Raw genomic sequence first — 15035 nt, forward strand, 5'->3', positions numbered from 1 at the left:
GAAGCGACCTGCCCAGTGTGGCAGTGAGAGGACACGTCCCCCATGAGCACGACCCCGAACCCGAGGCGCCGCCTGGCGCTCTCCGTCGCCGCCGCGGTCGCGGCGTCCGGCCTGGTGGCCGGCGCCCCGTCCACGGCGCACGCCGCCCCGCCGTCCGTCGGTGCGTCCATCGACTACCTGGCCGACGTCTACCCCGGCCTGGGCTCCGACCACGTCGTCGAGAACGTCACGATCGAGCGCTTCGAGTACCTGCTCAAGCAGCCCGGCCGCTACGCCTTCCTGATCGGCGACCCGGGCAACGCCTCGACCCAGGCCACGATCGGCCACGTCGACGACGTCGCCCAGCGCCTCGGCGTCGAGAAGGTCTACACCTTCACGCCCAAGCTCGACGGCGACCGGCTGAACGTCTGGGACCTGAGCCGCTCCGGCCTGCGCACCGGCACCTCGCCCGACCCCGCCGGTGGCAACCGTGCCGGCCAGGGCCGCGCCCAGTACGAGGCGCTGGGCAACCGGCTGCTGACCGAGTACCTGAACAAGGACACGACGCCGGAGTTCACCAAGGACGAGTCGGCCGACCCGTACCTGTTCGTCTACGACAAGGACCACACGTCCGGTGCCGACGAGGACCGGATCGTCGCGTCGCTCAAGGGCGAGCGGACGGCCGCCGACCTCGACACCCCGGCCGAGGTGACGGCCTACGAGGACCAGGTCGAGGACGTGCTGGGCTCGGTGCCCGCGTCGTCGTACACGCCGCGCTCGAACTTCACCTTCCTCAAGGACGAGGTCAACCGCCGTCACACGTCCACCCCTGCCTACGCCGACGCGAGCAAGTTCGGCGGCGAGATCCTCGCCGACTCCGACGCGGCCGACGGCTGGCGCATCCAGACCGTGACCTACCCCGAGCTGGTGCACCTGCTGCAGCAGCCCGGTGACATCCCGATCCTGTTCGGCGGCACGTGGTGCCACAACACCCGGGCGATCATCAAGGATGTCAACCGGATCGCGCAGGAGGACGGCATCCGCACCGTCTACAACTTCGACTTCTCGCTGGACTCCACCGGCAACGCCGGCTCGCTGGCCCAGCACATCCGCGACAACGCGCTGCCGGCCACCGTCGACGGGGTGACCGAGGTGCTGCGCCCGTCGCACCTCTACGGCGACCTGGTCAGCACCTACCTGAGCAACGCGGTGACCGAGTACCGCACGGCGGCCGACGTCGCCCAGCTCGGCGGCTCGGTCAACGCGGTCTCGTACCTGCCCGGCGGCGACGTCACGGCCGAGCCGAAGCAGGCCCGCAAGATCCAGGTCGGCCACGTGCTCACCTACAACAAGGACCACCAGGACGCCTTCGGCAACCCGGCTCCGGTCGTGGACCAGGCCATCCGGTTCAACGACGACGGCGGCCAGACCGAGCACATGACCGAGTGGTGGTACGTCGCCGGACGCGACTACCCGGCCGGTGACGCGCGCCTGGGCGGCACCTACAACGTCGCCAGCGAGGCGGGCGCCAACGGGCTCCAGAACCAGCGCGCGTTCGCCAAGGAGGCGATCGCCGAGATCGACTCCGTGCTCGGCGGGCTGGCCGGCGAGGACCACGCGACGCAGGTCGCCGTCGACGCCCCGGCCTCGGTGCCGGTGGGCGCCACCCCGACCGTCCAGGTCGCCGTGACCGCCCCGGGCTTCGCCCCGTTCGCGTCGTTCACCAAGCCGTCCGACAGCACCACGCCGAGCACCGGCACGGCCAGGCCGCGCGGCGAGGTGGGCGTGTTCGACGGCTCCGAGCTCGTGGTCAAGGCCCGGCTCTCGCGGGCGGGCACCGCGTCGCTCACGCTCCCGGCGCAGACGCAGGGCACGAAGGCGTACTCGGTCCGCTACCTGGGACGCGGTGACTCGCTGAGCCCGTCGCAGGCGGCGCTCGCGCTCGAGGTCGCCGGCACCGCCACGACGACGACGCTGGCCGGCCCGGCCCCGATCGCCTACGGCGCCGCCGGCACGGTCACCGCCACGGTGACCGAGGGCGCGACCGGCACGGTCAGCCTCGCCGGCCTGCCCGGCGGCGCGGTGTCGGCCCCGGTGCAGGCGGGGAAGGCCACCTTCACCGTCCCGGCCGGCACGACACCCGGCTCGTACGCGCTCACCGCGACCTACGGCGGCGACGCCACGTACGCGGGCTCCACGTCCTCGCCGGTGACCGTCGTCGTCCGCAAGAACGCGTCCGCGCTCGCGGTCTCGGCGGCGGGCGTGCGGTACGGCACGCCGGCCACGGTCCGGGTCGCGGTGAAGGGCGCCGCCGGCCGCGTGCCGACCGGCACGGTCACGCTGACCGGCCCGACGGTCCGTGCGTCCGGACGCCTGGACGCCGCCGGTCGCGCGACCATCGTGCTCCCGCGCGGCCTGCGGGTCGGCACGCACCGGATCACCGCGGTCTACCAGGGCGACAAGGTCGCCGTCGCGGCCTCGCGCACCGGCTCGGTCACGGTCGTCAAGGCGCTGCCCGGCGCGACCCGGGTCGCGGTGCCGCGCAGCGTGAAGGCCTCGAAGCGGGCCAAGGTCACGGTCACCGTGGCCACGCCGGCCGGCCTGGCCAAGGCGTCCGGCCCGGTCACGGTCAAGGTCAGCAAGGGCCGCACCACCCGGACGGTGCGCGCCACGGTGCGCAACGGCCGCGTCGTCGTGACGCTGCCGCGCCTGGCGCGGGGCACCTGGTCGGTCAAGGCGACCTACGCCGGCGACGCCAGCTACACGGCGGGCCGCACGGTCGCCGCGAGGCTGCGGGTCGTCCGCTGACGGCGGTCCCCACCGGCGCGACGGGCCGGGCTCCTCACGCAGGAGCCCGGCCCCCGTGCGTCCGTCGTCCGTGCGCCGTCAGCGAACACGCGCTTGACCTGCGTGTCAGCGGGGTACGGGCCGACTAAGGTCAAGGAGTCGTCCGGTCGATGGTGAGTGCCGGACGTGACGAATCGGAGAGAGGAACGCCTCGTGGCACGGATCGAGACGGCAGACCTGCTCAAGTGCTCCTTCTGCGGGAAGAGCCAGAAGCAGGTCAAGAAGCTCATCGCCGGACCCGGCGTCTACATCTGCGACGAGTGCATCGACCTGTGCAACGAGATCATCGAGGAGGAGCTCTCCGAGGGCTCCGAGGTGAGCCTGGGCGAGCTGCCCAAGCCGCGCGAGATCTACGACTTCCTCGACGAGTACGTCATCGGCCAGGACCGCGCGAAGCGCTCGCTGGCGACGGCCGTCTACAACCACTACAAGCGCGTCCAGGCGCAGGCCGCCGGCGGCCGCACCAAGGACGAGCAGGTCGAGCTGGCCAAGTCCAACATCCTCATGGTCGGCCCCACCGGCTGCGGCAAGACCTACCTGGCCCAGACCCTGGCGCGCATGCTGAACGTCCCGTTCGCGATCGCCGACGCCACGGCGCTGACCGAGGCCGGCTACGTCGGCGAGGACGTCGAGAACATCCTGCTCAAGCTCATCCAGGCCGCCGACTACGACGTCAAGAAGGCCGAGACGGGCATCATCTACATCGACGAGATCGACAAGATCTCGCGCAAGGCCGAGAACCCCTCGATCACCCGTGACGTCTCCGGCGAGGGCGTGCAGCAGGCCCTGCTGAAGATCCTCGAGGGCACCACCGCCTCGGTGCCGCCGCAGGGCGGCCGCAAGCACCCGCACCAGGAGTTCATCCAGATCGACACGACGAACGTGCTGTTCATCGTGGGCGGGGCGTTCGCCGGGCTCGAGGAGATCATCGAGCAGCGCGCGGGCAAGACCAGCCTGGGCTTCAACGCCGAGCCGGTCGTGGCCAAGGACGCCGACAAGACCAAGACCTACTCCAAGGTGCAGCCGACCGACCTGCTGAAGTTCGGCCTGATCCCCGAGTTCATCGGCCGTCTGCCGGTCATCGCGGCGGTCGACAAGCTCGACCGCGAGGCGCTCGTCGCGATCCTCACCGAGCCGCGCAACGCGCTGGTCAAGCAGTACCAGCGGCTGTTCGAGATCGACGGCATCGAGCTGGAGTTCAGCGAGGACGCGATCGCGGCCATGGCCGACCTGGCGCTCGAGCGCGACACCGGCGCCCGCGGCCTGCGCTCGATCCTCGAGGACGCGCTGCAGCAGGTGATGTTCGAGATCCCCAGCCGCGAGGACGTCGCCAAGGTCGTCGTCGACGCCGCCAGCGTCCGCGGCGAGGGCGAGCCGACCGTCATCACCCGCGACGAGCTCGGGCGCAAGGCCTCTTGAGCCGCACCGACGTCACGCTGCTGGGGGCCACGGGCTTCACCGGCGGCCTGACCGCCGAGTACCTCGCCGCGCACGTGCCGGCCGGGGCCACCTGGGCGATCGCCGGCCGCCGCCGCGAGAAGCTCGAGCAGGTCGCCGACCGGGTCGAGGCCGCCGGCGGCGTCCGCCCCGAGCTGCGCGTCGCCGACGTCGAGGACGCCGCGTCGATGCGCGAGCTCGCCGAGGGCACCAAGGTGCTGGCCACGACCGTCGGCCCGTACCTGCAGCACGGAGAGGCGGCCGTCCAGGCGGCCGCGGCCGCCGGCACCGACTACGTCGACCTCACCGGCGAGCCGGAGTTCGTCGACCGCACCTGGCTGCGCCACCACGCCACGGCCGAGGCGTCCGGCGCCCGGCTCGTGCACGCCTGCGGCTTCGACTCCGTGCCGTACGACCTGGGCGTGCTCTGGACCGTCGAGCAGCTGCCCGACGACGTCCCGATCACCGTCCGCGGGTACATCCGCTCCAACGCGGCGTTCTCCGGCGGCACCTACCACTCGGCGATCAACGTCTTCGGCCGCATGAAGCAGGCCAAGCGCACGGCAGCCGAGCGCAAGCGGCTCGAGCCGCGTCCGGCCGACCGGCGCGTGCGCGGCGGCGGCTCGTTCGGCAAGGGCCCGGGCGGCGTCGGCTACGGCGTGCCGCTGCCGACCCTCGACCCACAGATCGTGCTGCGCTCCGCGCGGGCGCTGCCGACGTACGGCCCCGACTTCCGCTACGAGCACTTCGCCCACGTCAAGAAGGCGCGCACCCTCGCCGCGGCCGGTGCGGGCCTCGGCGTCGCGTTCGGTGCGGCCCAGCTGCCGCCGACGCGCTCGCTGCTGCTCAAGGCGTTCGAGCAGGGCACCGGCCCCGACGAGGAGCGACGCTCGACGTCCTACTTCAAGCTCGTGCTCGAGGCCGAGGCGGGCGACCAGCGGCTGCGCACGCAGGTCAGCGGTGGCGATCCCGGCTACACCGAGACGTCCAAGATGCTCGCCGAGTCGGCCCTCTCGCTGGCTTTCGACGACCTGCCCGACGTCGCCGGCCAGACGACGACGGCCGTGGCCATGGGCGACGCGCTCGTCGGCCGGCTTCAGGCCGCGGGCCTGCGCTTCGACGTCCTCGACTGACTCTTTGCCGTCCCTTAGCGGGCGCGAGAGGTGCCGTTAGGCACACCGGCGGGACGGTGGTGGGGTACCCGAGAGAAGGAGCCCCATCGTGAAGAAGTCCACCAAGTCCGTGGCCGCCGTCGCGGCGGTCGTCGTCGTGGGAGCCGGAGCCGGCGCCTGGTGGTGGTCGGCCTCCGCCGACCAGACCCAGCGCGTCGACGGCACCTGCGCCCAGGCGAGCTACCAGCTGGAGACCGAGGACGAGGACGGCGACCGCGTCGACGTCTCCTTCGAGCTGCAGACCGCCGCGCCGGGCGAGCGCTGGACGCTCGTGCTCCGGGAGGGCGACACCGTGCTCGTCGAGGGCGAGCGCATGAGCGACGAGGACGCCGAGCTCGACATCGAGGCCCAGGTGCCGCAAGACGGCGAGCAGACCTTCACCGTCGAGGCGACGCCCGTCGCCGGTGGCGACACGTGCACGGCGGAGGTGACGCACCGATGAGCGCGCGCCGAGGAACCGCCGTGCTGCTCGGCGGCACGGCCCTCGCCGGGGCCGCGCTGGTCGCGGTGCCGGCCACCGCCAGTGCGGACCTCGAGCGGCACGGCCGCTGCGCCGGGGCCACGTACGAGCTGCAGGTCGACCGGGAGGGCCGCCGCTACGAGGTCTCCCTGGACGCGGAGCACGCTCGTCCGGGGTCGCGCTGGGTCGTCCAGCTGCGCCACGACGGCAAGCGGGTGCACCACGGCATCGTCCGTGCCGACCGCGAGGGCGAGCTGGAGCTGGAGCGGCTGCGGCCCAACACCCGCGACCGCGACACGTTCACGGTGCGGCTGCGCCCGGCCGGCACCGACGGCTGGTGCTCCACGAGCGTCCGGGTGCGCTGAGGCTCAGCGCAGCACGACGGTGACGCGCGTGCCGCCGAGACCGGGGGAGCGGTCGACCCGCAGGGTCCCGGCCGCGGCCTCGGCGGTGCGGGCGGCGATGGCCAGGCCGAGGCCGGTCGAGCCACTGCCGCTCGTGCCGCGGCCCACCGGGTCGTCGCCCTCGGGCACGCCCGGCCCGCCGTCCTCGACCACGTACGTCACCGCGTCAGCGTCGGCGTGCAGCGTGACGTGGAGCGGCGCCTCGGGCGGCGTGTGGCTGAAGACGTTGTCGACCAGGACGTCGGCGAGCGCCTCCAGGTCCTCCACGCTCGCCCGCACGCGGGGCCCGGGACCGTCGTCGAGGTCGACCTCCACCGGACGGCCCTGGTCCTCGGCCAGCACCAGCCAGTAGCGCGTGCGCCCGGCCAGGACGGGCAGCGCGTCGCTGCGCGGCGCCACGCCCTCGCGCTGGGACCGCCGCGCCTCGCGCACGACGACGTCGACGGTCTGCTGCAGGCGGTCCAGGTCGGCGCCGAGCCGCGTGCGGTCGGCCGGGTCGTCCAACGCCTCGATGCCCAGCCGCAGCGCGGTCACCGGCGTGCGCAGGCGGTGCGACAGGTCGGCGACGTTCTCGCGCTCGCGCTCGAGCAGCAGCTCGACCCGCTCGACGAGCCGGTTCAGCGCGGTCGCGAGCTCGTGCACCTCCGGCGGTCCGTCCACCTCGACGGTGCGGGGCCCGGCCGGGTCGCCCAGAGACCGGGCCGCGACGGCCAGGTCGTGGATGGGGCGGACGAAGGAGCGGCCGAGCCGGTCGGCCAGCAGCACGGCGCCGGCGAGCAGCGTCGTGCCGAGCAGGGCGAGCACGATCCACGCCAGGTGCAGGTCGGAGGGGAACTGCGCCTCGCGGACGTCCACGCGCACCACGGGGGTCTGGGCGGGGAGCCCGCTGCTGCCGCCGAGGGCGACCGGCACGAGGATCTGCGCGCCGTCGTCGACGTCGTCGACCCGGGCGCGTCCGGTCGTGCGGGCCTCCGCGACGCGCTCGTCCTCACCCGGGTTCGGGCCGATCGCGGTGCCGTCGGGGTACAGGACGGTGGTGCGCACGCCGTCGTCGCGCCGGTTCAGCCGGTCCAGGTAGACCGAGACCGCGCCCTTGTCCTGGCCGGACACGACGGTCTCGGTGCCCTGCACCTCCAGGGACGCCCGCGACAGCCGGTCCTCCAGGTCGTAGCTGCGCACCAGCACCGCCATGGGTACCAGCATCGCCAGCAGCACCATCGAGACCGTCGCGGCGACGGTCCAGATGAGCCGGCGTCTCACGGCGCGTCCGGCGCGGACAGACGCACGCCGACGCCGCGCACGGTCGTCAGGTGGCGCGGCTCGGACGCGGTCTCGCCGAGCTTGCGGCGCAGCCACGACAGGTGGACGTCGACCGTCTTGTCCGACCCGCCCCAGGGCTGCAGCCACACCTCGGTCAGCAGCTCGCGCTTGGTCACGACCTCGCCCGGGCGCTGGGCCAGGTAGGCGAGCAGGTCGAACTCGCGCGGGCTGAGCTCGACCTCGGTGTCGTCGAGCGTGACCCGCCGGCCGCGCAGGTCGATCCGCAGCGCGCCGACCGCGACCTCGGCCTGCTCGACCGGACGCCCGCTGCGCCGGATGACCGCCCGGATGCGCGCCTCGAGCTGGGCGGCGGTGAACGGCTTGACCAGGTAGTCGTCGGCGCCGGCGTCCAGCGCGCGGACGAGCCCGGGGTCGTCGTCGCGGGCGCTGGCGATGATGACCGGCACCTGGCTCACCGCCCGCAGCATCGTGAGCACCTGCATGCCGTCGACGTCGGGCAGCCCCAGGTCGAGCACCACGAGGTCCGGACGCGCGTCGAGCGCCACCTGGAGGCCGGGCAGGCCGGCGGGGGAGGAGTCGACCGCGTGCCCCAGGTCGCGCAGGGACCGGACCAGACGCGGACGGATGACGTCGTCGTCCTCGATCACCAGCACGTGAGCCACACGGTGACGCTAGCGCCTGCCCGCCCGTGATGGCGCGCCCGAGGCCGGGGCTTAGCCGCGGCTTAGCCTCGCCATAGCGTGGCGGGCGCGGAGGCCTGCCAGCATGGAGTCCGTGAGACGCAGGATCGTGTACGCCGCCGGGTGGTTGGTCGCCGTCGTCCTCGCCGTGTCGGTGGGCGTCGCGACGGTCACCGCCGTGGGCGCGTCGGTGCGCGGCCGCGGCCCGGTCGGCCAGGAGGTGCCGAAGGACGCGACGACCGCCCCGCCGACCGCCGGGCCGAACCTGGTCGAGGAGACCATCTCCGGCGAGTTCGGCGGCTTCCGGGTCGGCTGCGACGGCGTCTACGCGGTCGGCGTCGAGGCGCTGCCGGACGAGGCGGCCGGCTGGCGGGTCGTCAGCTTCGAGCCCGGTCCCGACGACGACGTCGACGCGGTGTTCGCCCGCGGCGGACGCTCGATCGAGCTCGAGGTCTTCTGCAACCAGGGACGCCCGACGCTCGCCGAGCAGGAGGAGCACGAGCTCGCCGACGAGTGACCCGGGCTGAGACGACGAAGGGCCTCCCCGCCGCAGCGGGGAGGCCCTTCGTCGTGAGTCAGGACTGCTCGGCGGCCTCGAGCGTCGCCTCGACCGCCAGCTCGGGCACGTCGGCGGCGTCCAGCGCCACGTCGCCGGACACCTTGCCGGCGGCGCGGACGTCGTCCAGCGCCAGGGCGAGCCGGTCGAGGTCCTCCTGCGGGCCGCGCACGGTGAGCGCCGTGACCGCGGTGCGCTGGCTGACCTTCGCCACGGACTTGGCTCCGCGGACGCCGGCCAGGGCGGCGGCGGCCACGTCGAGCACGCGCTGGTCGGCGGCCGGGATGCCGAGGTCGTCGGTCGTCGGCCAGGCGGCGCGGTGGATCGAGCCCTCCTGCCACCACGACCAGACCTCCTCGGTCACGTACGGCAGGAACGGCGCGAGCAGGCGCAGCTGCACCGACAGCGCCTGGGCGAACGCGGCCTTGGCCGACTCGCCACCGGCGTCCGTGCGGCGGGCGCGCTCCTTGACCAGCTCGAGGTAGTCGTCGCAGAAGTCCCAGAAGAACCTCTCCGTGACCTCCAGGGCCGACGCGTAGTCGTAGGCCTCGAAGTGCTCGGTGGCGGTGGTGACGACCCCGCGCAGGCGGTCGAGCATCGCCAGGTCGACGGCCTCGGTGACGCGCGCGGCGTCCAGGTACGAGGCGTCGGCGCCCAGGCCGTAGGCGTCCTCGGCGGCCAGCACGAACTTGCTGGCGTTGAGCACCTTCATGGCCAGGCGGCGGCCGACCTTCATCTGCGCCTCGTCGAACGGCGAGTCGGCGCCCGGACGGGCCCCGGCCGCGCGCCAGCGGACGGCGTCGGCCCCGTACTTGGTGAGGATCTCGTCGGGGACGACCACGTTGCCCTTGGACTTGGACATCTTCTTGCGGTCGGGGTCGACCACGAAGCCCGACAGCGCCGTGTGCGTCCACGGCACCTGGCCGAACTCCTGGTGCGCGCGGACGACCGTGCTGAACAGCCAGGTGCGGATGATGTCGTGACCCTGCGGGCGCAGGTCCATCGGGAACGTGCGCGCGAACAGCTCGGGATCGCGCTCCCAGCCGCACACGATCTGCGGGGTCAGCGACGAGGTCGCCCAGGTGTCCAGGACGTCCGGGTCGGCCATGAAGCCACCGGGGACGCCGCGCTGGCCCTCGTCGAAGCCGTCGGGCGCCTGCGACGCCGGGTCGACCGGCAGCTGGTCCTCGCGAGCCAGGATCGGGTCGTCGTAGACCGGCTCGCCGGCCTCGTCGAGGCGGTACCAGACCGGGAACGGGATGCCGAAGAAGCGCTGGCGCGAGACGAGCCAGTCGCCGTTGAGGCCCTCGATCCAGTTGGTGAAGCGCGACTGCATGTAGCCGGGCACCCAGGTGATCTCGTCGCCGCGGGCGACGAGCTCCTTGCGCAGGTCGGCGTCGCGGCCGCCGTTCGCGATGTACCACTGGCGGGTGGAGACGATCTCGAGCGGCTTGTCGCCCTTCTCGTAGAAGTTCGCCATCCGCTGGGTGGGCTTCGGCTCGCCGTCGAGGTCGCCGCTCTCGCGCAGCGCCTGGACGGTCAGCTCGCGCGCGGTGAACGTCGTCTTGCCGGCCAGCTCGGCGTAGAGCGCGCGTCCGGCGTCGGTGGCGATCCACTCGGGCACGTCGGGCAGGATGCGGCCGTCGCGGCCGATCACGGTGCGGTTGGGGAGCTGCAGCTCACGCCACCACTGCACGTCGGTCAGGTCGCCGAAGGTGCAGCAGTGCACGATGCCCGAGCCCTTGGTGGGGTCGGCCAGCGTGTGCGCGACCACGGGTACCTCGACGCCGAAGATCGGCGAGGTGGCGGTGGTGCCGAACAGGTGCTGGTAGCGCTCGTCGTCAGGGTGCGCGATCAGCGCGACGGCGGCGGGGGTCAGCTCCGGACGGGTGGTCTCGACGTGGACCTTCGTGCCGTCGGCGAGGTGGTAGGCGACGCGGTGGTAGGCGCCGGGGTACTCGCGGGCCTCCAGCTCGGCCTGCGCGACCGCGGTCTGGAACGTGACGTCCCACAGCGTCGGTGCGTCCTGCTGGTACGCCTCGCCGCGGGCCAGGTTGCGCAGGAACGCGCGCTGGCTCGTGGCCTGGGCCTCGTCGCCGATCGTCGTGTAGGTCTGCGTCCAGTCGACGCTCAGGCCGAGCGTGCGCCACAGCGCCTCGAAGACCTTCTCGTCCTCGACCACCAGCTGGTTGCACAGCTCGATGAAGTTGCGCCGGCTGATCGGCACCTGCTTCTTCGGGTCCGGCTTCTCCGGCGGCGTGAAGCCGGCGTCGTAGGGCAGCGACGGGTCGCAGCGCACGCCGAAGTAGTTCTGCACGCGCCGCTCGGTGGGCAGGCCGTTGTCGTCCCAGCCCATCGGGTAGAACACCTCCTTGCCGCGCATGCGCTGGTAGCGCGCGACGAGGTCGGTGTGCGTGTAGCTGAAGACGTGCCCGACGTGCAGCGACCCCGAGACGGTCGGGGGCGGGGTGTCGATCGAGTAGACGTCCGCCCGATCCTTGCTGCGGTCGAAGCGGAACGTGCCCTGCTCCTCCCACCGCTGGGACCAGGTGGCCTCCAGGCCCTCGAGGACAGGCTTCTCCGGCACGGCGTTCATGAGGCCTGAGTCTAGGTGCGGACCGCCTCACGACTCTGCTCGGGCGGCGTCTTGGCCGGACCGTCGGTGCGCCACAGCCGGCTCGGCCACCAGATGTGGCGTCCGAGGTCGAGGTTCAGCGCCGTCACGAGCACCGAGCGGACGATGATCGTGTCGAGCAGGACACCGAGCGCGACCACGAGCCCGAGCTCGGCCAGGAAGACGATCGGCAGCGTCGCCAGGGCGGCGAACGTGCCCGCCAGGACGAGTCCGGCGGAGGTGATCACGCCGCCGGTGGCGGCCAGCCCGAGCAGCGCCCCGCGTCTCGTGCCGTGGCGCAGCGCCTCCTCGCGGACGCGGGTCATGAGGAAGATGTTGTAGTCGATGCCCAGCGCCACCAGGAACACGAACGCGAACAGCGGGAACGACGTGTCGGCCCCCGCGAAGCCGAGCAGGTGGCGGAAGATCAGGGCGCTCAGCCCCAACGCGGCGCCGAACGAGAGCACCACCGTGCCGAGCAGGATGAGCGGTGCCGCGATCGACCGGAGCAGCACGCCCAGGATGATCAGCACCGCGACCAGCACGATCGGGATGATCAGCGCGTTGTCGTTCGACGAGGCCCGCTGCACGTCGAGGTTGACCGCCGTCGCCCCGCCCACGAGCGCGTCCGCGCCGTCGACGGTGTGCAGCGTCTCGCGAGCCCGGTCGATCGTGTCGGCCGCGGCGTCGGAGTCGGCCGGGTCGGCGAGCGTGGCCTCGACGTACGCCAGCCCGTCGCGGACCACGGGCTCGGTCACGGTGCCCGGCGCGATGCCGTCGACGTCGCCCAGGGCGGCGGCGACGTCGTCGGCCGCGTCGGCGTCGGCCACCACCTGGACGGGGTTGCCCGCGCCGCCGGGGAAGTGCTCGGCGAGCACCTCGCCGGCCGCGATCGAGGGCTGGTCGGAGGTGAAGGTGTCGGCGTTGGACAGGCCGGTGGCGTTGAGCTGGACGATGCCGATCGCGCAGGCGGCCAGGACGAGGCTGGTGGTGATCCACACGGTGCGCGGGCGCCGGTCGATGCGGCGTCCGATGCGGCCCCACATCGTCCGCTCGCCGCGGTCGGGGTCGCCGTGGTGCGGCACGAGCGGCCAGAACACCCAGCGCCCGAAGATGACGAGCAGCGCGGGCAGCAGGGTGAGCATGACGACGAGGGCGACCACGATGCCGGCGGCGGTCACCGGGCCGAGGCTGCTGGTGGAGTTCATCTCGGCGAACAGCAGGCACAGCAGGCCGACCACGACCGTCGCCCCGGAGGCGATGATCGCCGGACCGGCGTGGCGCAGCGCGTGGGCCATCGCCTCGTGCCGGTCCTCGAAGTGGTGCAGCTCCTCGCGGTAGCGGGCGATGAGCAGCAGCGCGTAGTCGGTGCCGGCGCCGAACACGAGCACGGTGAGGATGCCCGCGCTCTGTGCGTTGACCGTGAGCCCGGCGTCGGCCAGCAGGTAGACCACGCCCTGGGCGATGCCCAGGCTGACCACCCCGCAGAACAGCGGGATGAGCCACAGCACGGGACTCCGGTAGGTCAGCAGGAGCATGATCACGACGACGCCCACCGCGGCGAGCAGCAGGATGCCGTCGATGCCGGCGAACGCGTCGGCCTGGTCGGCACCGAGCGCCGCCGGACCGGCCAGGTGCACGGTGAGCCCGTCGGGGGCGCCGTCCTCGGCCACGTCGCGCAGGTCGTCGACGAGGTCGGGCAGCGCGTCCCAGCCGTCCTGCCCGACGGTCAGCGTGACGACGAGCTGGGCCGCCTCGCCGTCCTCGGACGGGATCGGGCCGACCACCGGCGCCGAGACGGTGTCGACGTCGGCGACCTCCTTGGCGTCCTCGGCCACCGCCGCGAGGTCCTGCGGGGTGAGGCCGCCCGGTCGCGTGTAGAGCAGCACCGCGGGGACGGCGTCGGGGTCGGAGAACGCCGACGACTGCTCGATGACCTGGGTCGACTCGGCCGAGCCGGGCAGCCAGGAGCCGACGTCGTTGTCCTCGACCTCGGTCAGCCTGCTCCCCAGCGAGCCGAAGATGCCGGTCAGCACGAGGGCGACGACGAGGACCGCCCACTTGGTCCAGCGGTGGGTGATCCACCCGGATGTCGAACGGGACATGGGCGCTCCTGAGCACGTGAGATGGGGGCGTCCCGAGCACGACCAGGTCAGGTCCCATCATGCGCCTGACCACCGACAGGATCGATACCCGGAAGAACCCTGGTCTCGCCCCTGGGACCTCGCTGGCCGCGCCTGGGATACTGGGCGCGATGAGACCTACCTATGCCGAGGTCGAGCGGGCCCTCCTGGGCCGCTGGCCCGAGACCAAGCTCGAGCCCTCCCTCGACCGCATCCGCGCGCTGATGGACCTGCTGGGCGAGCCCCAGCGGGCCTACCCCGTCGTGCAGCTGACCGGCACGAACGGCAAGACGTCCACCAGCCGCATGATCGACGCGCTGCTGCGCGAGCGCCAGCTCCGCACGGGCCGGTTCACCAGCCCGCACCTGGTCTCGATGACCGAGCGCATCACGCTCGACGGCGAGCCGCTGAGCGAGGACGCCTTCGTGGACGCCTTCGCCGACGTGGCCGCGTACGCGCAGATCGTCGACGACTCCTCGGCGCAGCACGGCGGGGCGCCGCTGTCGTTCTTCGAGACCGTCGTGGCCATGGCCTACGCCGCGTTCGCCGACGCCCCGGTCGACGTCGCCGTCGTCGAGGTCGGCATGGGCGGCACGTGGGACGCCACGAGCGTCGCCGAGGCCTCGCTCGCGGTCATCACGCCGATCGACGTCGACCACGCCAAGTACCTGGGCGACTCGCCCGAGCTGGTGGCGGTCGAGAAGGCCGGCATCATCCACGCCGGCGCGCAGGCGGTCATCGCCGAGCAGCGTCCCGAGGTGCTGGACGTCCTGCTGCGTCGCGCCGCCGAGGTCGGCGCCACGGTGCACCGCCAGGGCGTCGACTTCGGCGTGGCCGAGCGGGTGCCCGCGCTCGGCGGACAGGTCATCACCCTCGACGGGCTGGGCCGGCGCTACGAGGACGTCTTCCTGCCGCTGCACGGCGCCCACCAGGCGCAGAACGCGGCCGTCGCCCTCGCGGCGGTCGAGGCGTTCACCGGGTCCGGCGAGCTCGAGCCCGCCCTGGTCGAGGCGGCGTTCGCCTCCGTCACGTCGCCCGGACGCCTCGAGGTCGTGCGCCGCAGCCCGACCGTGCTGCTCGACGCCGCCCACAACCCGCACGGCGCGGCGGCGCTGGTCGACGCGGTGCAGGAGGCGTTCGCGTTCAGCCCGCTCGTCGGCGTCGTCGGCATGATGGCCGACAAGGACGTCGACGGCATCCTGCGCGTGCTCGAGCCCCTGCTGGCCACGATCGTCGTCACGCAGAGCTCCTCGGACCGCTCGATGCCGGCCGCCGAGCTGGCCGAGGTCGCCACCGACCTGTTCGGCGAGGACCGCGTCGTCCTGGCCCCCGGACTGGACGACGCGCTGGCCACCGCGATCAACCTGGCCGAGTCCGCCGAGGGCTACGAGGACGCGCTCGGCAGCGGCGGCGTGCTGGTGACCGGCTCGGTCGTCACCGTCGGCGAGGCCCGCGTGCTGCTCGGGAGCGGTGCCGCGTGAA

11 protein-coding genes are annotated in these 15035 nt (G+C 73.1%); 7 read left to right on the top strand and 4 right to left on the bottom strand.

What is annotated here, in order from left to right:
* Window positions 1–42 precede the first annotated feature (42 nt).
* The 5 genes from HGAM_RS13595 (at window position 43) to HGAM_RS13615 (ending at window position 6260) form a co-directional block, all read left to right on the top strand.
* Window positions 43–2787: an Ig-like domain-containing protein gene (locus HGAM_RS13595; RefSeq protein ID WP_038951831.1), complete on the top strand. Its 2745-nt coding sequence runs from the start codon at window positions 43–45 to the stop codon at window positions 2785–2787.
* 192 nt (window positions 2788–2979) lie between these two features.
* Window positions 2980–4245: an ATP-dependent Clp protease ATP-binding subunit ClpX gene (gene clpX, locus HGAM_RS13600; protein WP_019146051.1), complete on the top strand. Its 1266-nt coding sequence runs from the start codon at window positions 2980–2982 to the stop codon at window positions 4243–4245.
* The gene (locus HGAM_RS13605) at window positions 4242–5396 is read left to right on the top strand and encodes a saccharopine dehydrogenase family protein (RefSeq protein WP_019146052.1); all 1155 of its coding nucleotides are present in this window, start codon (window positions 4242–4244) and stop codon (window positions 5394–5396) included. Before clpX ends, HGAM_RS13605 begins: the two co-directional genes overlap by 4 nt.
* An 88-nt stretch (window positions 5397–5484) precedes the next feature.
* Window positions 5485–5877 (top strand): hypothetical protein, encoded by a 393-nt coding sequence (locus tag HGAM_RS13610; RefSeq protein WP_019146053.1) that lies wholly within the window; start codon window positions 5485–5487, stop codon window positions 5875–5877.
* On the top strand, window positions 5874–6260 hold the full coding sequence (locus HGAM_RS13615; protein ID WP_020692224.1) for a hypothetical protein: 387 nt from the start codon (window positions 5874–5876) through the stop codon (window positions 6258–6260). The genes HGAM_RS13610 and HGAM_RS13615 overlap by 4 nt, the downstream gene beginning before the upstream one ends.
* A gap of 3 nt (window positions 6261–6263) precedes the next feature.
* Here HGAM_RS13615 and HGAM_RS13620 read toward each other — a convergent pair whose 3' ends face one another.
* On the bottom strand, window positions 6264–7559 hold the full coding sequence (locus HGAM_RS13620) for a sensor histidine kinase (protein WP_019146055.1): 1296 nt from the start codon (window positions 7557–7559) through the stop codon (window positions 6264–6266).
* Window positions 7556–8242 (bottom strand): response regulator transcription factor, encoded by a 687-nt coding sequence (locus tag HGAM_RS13625; RefSeq protein ID WP_019146056.1) that lies wholly within the window; start codon window positions 8240–8242, stop codon window positions 7556–7558. Before HGAM_RS13625 ends, HGAM_RS13620 begins: the two co-directional genes overlap by 4 nt.
* A gap of 112 nt (window positions 8243–8354) precedes the next feature.
* Between HGAM_RS13625 and HGAM_RS13630 the strand changes: the two genes are divergently transcribed.
* Entirely contained in the window at window positions 8355–8777 is a 423-nt protein-coding gene (locus HGAM_RS13630; RefSeq protein WP_147543752.1) for a hypothetical protein, read from the top strand.
* Between the two features lie 58 nt (window positions 8778–8835).
* Here the strand turns inward: HGAM_RS13630 and valS are convergent, their stop codons facing one another.
* Together valS and HGAM_RS13640 are read right to left on the bottom strand one after the other, a co-directional pair.
* Window positions 8836–11412, bottom strand: a complete 2577-nt coding sequence (valS, locus tag HGAM_RS19420; RefSeq protein WP_019146058.1) for a valine--tRNA ligase — start codon at window positions 11410–11412, stop codon at window positions 8836–8838.
* An 11-nt stretch (window positions 11413–11423) separates the two neighbouring features.
* Window positions 11424–13535 (bottom strand): MMPL family transporter, encoded by a 2112-nt coding sequence (locus HGAM_RS13640; RefSeq protein WP_019146059.1) that lies wholly within the window; start codon window positions 13533–13535, stop codon window positions 11424–11426.
* 149 nt (window positions 13536–13684) lie between these two features.
* Here HGAM_RS13640 and HGAM_RS13645 point away from each other — a divergent pair, with 149 nt between their 5' ends.
* Window positions 13685–15034 (top strand): bifunctional folylpolyglutamate synthase/dihydrofolate synthase, encoded by a 1350-nt coding sequence (locus HGAM_RS13645; RefSeq protein WP_019146060.1) that lies wholly within the window; start codon window positions 13685–13687, stop codon window positions 15032–15034.
* Window position 15035: the final 1 nt, after the last annotated feature.

Origin of the sequence: Aeromicrobium massiliense JC14 (genome assembly GCF_000312105.1) — a bacterium.
Lineage (GTDB): Bacteria > Actinomycetota > Actinomycetes > Propionibacteriales > Nocardioidaceae > Aeromicrobium > Aeromicrobium massiliense.

What these genes read in the sequence shown, in the direction of transcription:
- HGAM_RS13595 (WP_038951831.1), top strand. Translation starts at nt 43, where the DNA reads ATGAGCACGACCCCGAACCCGAGGCGCCGCCTGGCGCTCTCCGTCGCC.
- HGAM_RS13615 (WP_020692224.1), top strand. Translation starts at nt 5,874, where the DNA reads ATGAGCGCGCGCCGAGGAACCGCCGTGCTGCTCGGCGGCACGGCCCTC.
- valS (WP_019146058.1), bottom strand. Translation starts at nt 11,412, where the DNA reads ATGAACGCCGTGCCGGAGAAGCCTGTCCTCGAGGGCCTGGAGGCCACC.
- HGAM_RS13640 (WP_019146059.1), bottom strand. Translation starts at nt 13,535, where the DNA reads ATGTCCCGTTCGACATCCGGGTGGATCACCCACCGCTGGACCAAGTGG.
- HGAM_RS13645 (WP_019146060.1), top strand. Translation starts at nt 13,685, where the DNA reads ATGAGACCTACCTATGCCGAGGTCGAGCGGGCCCTCCTGGGCCGCTGG.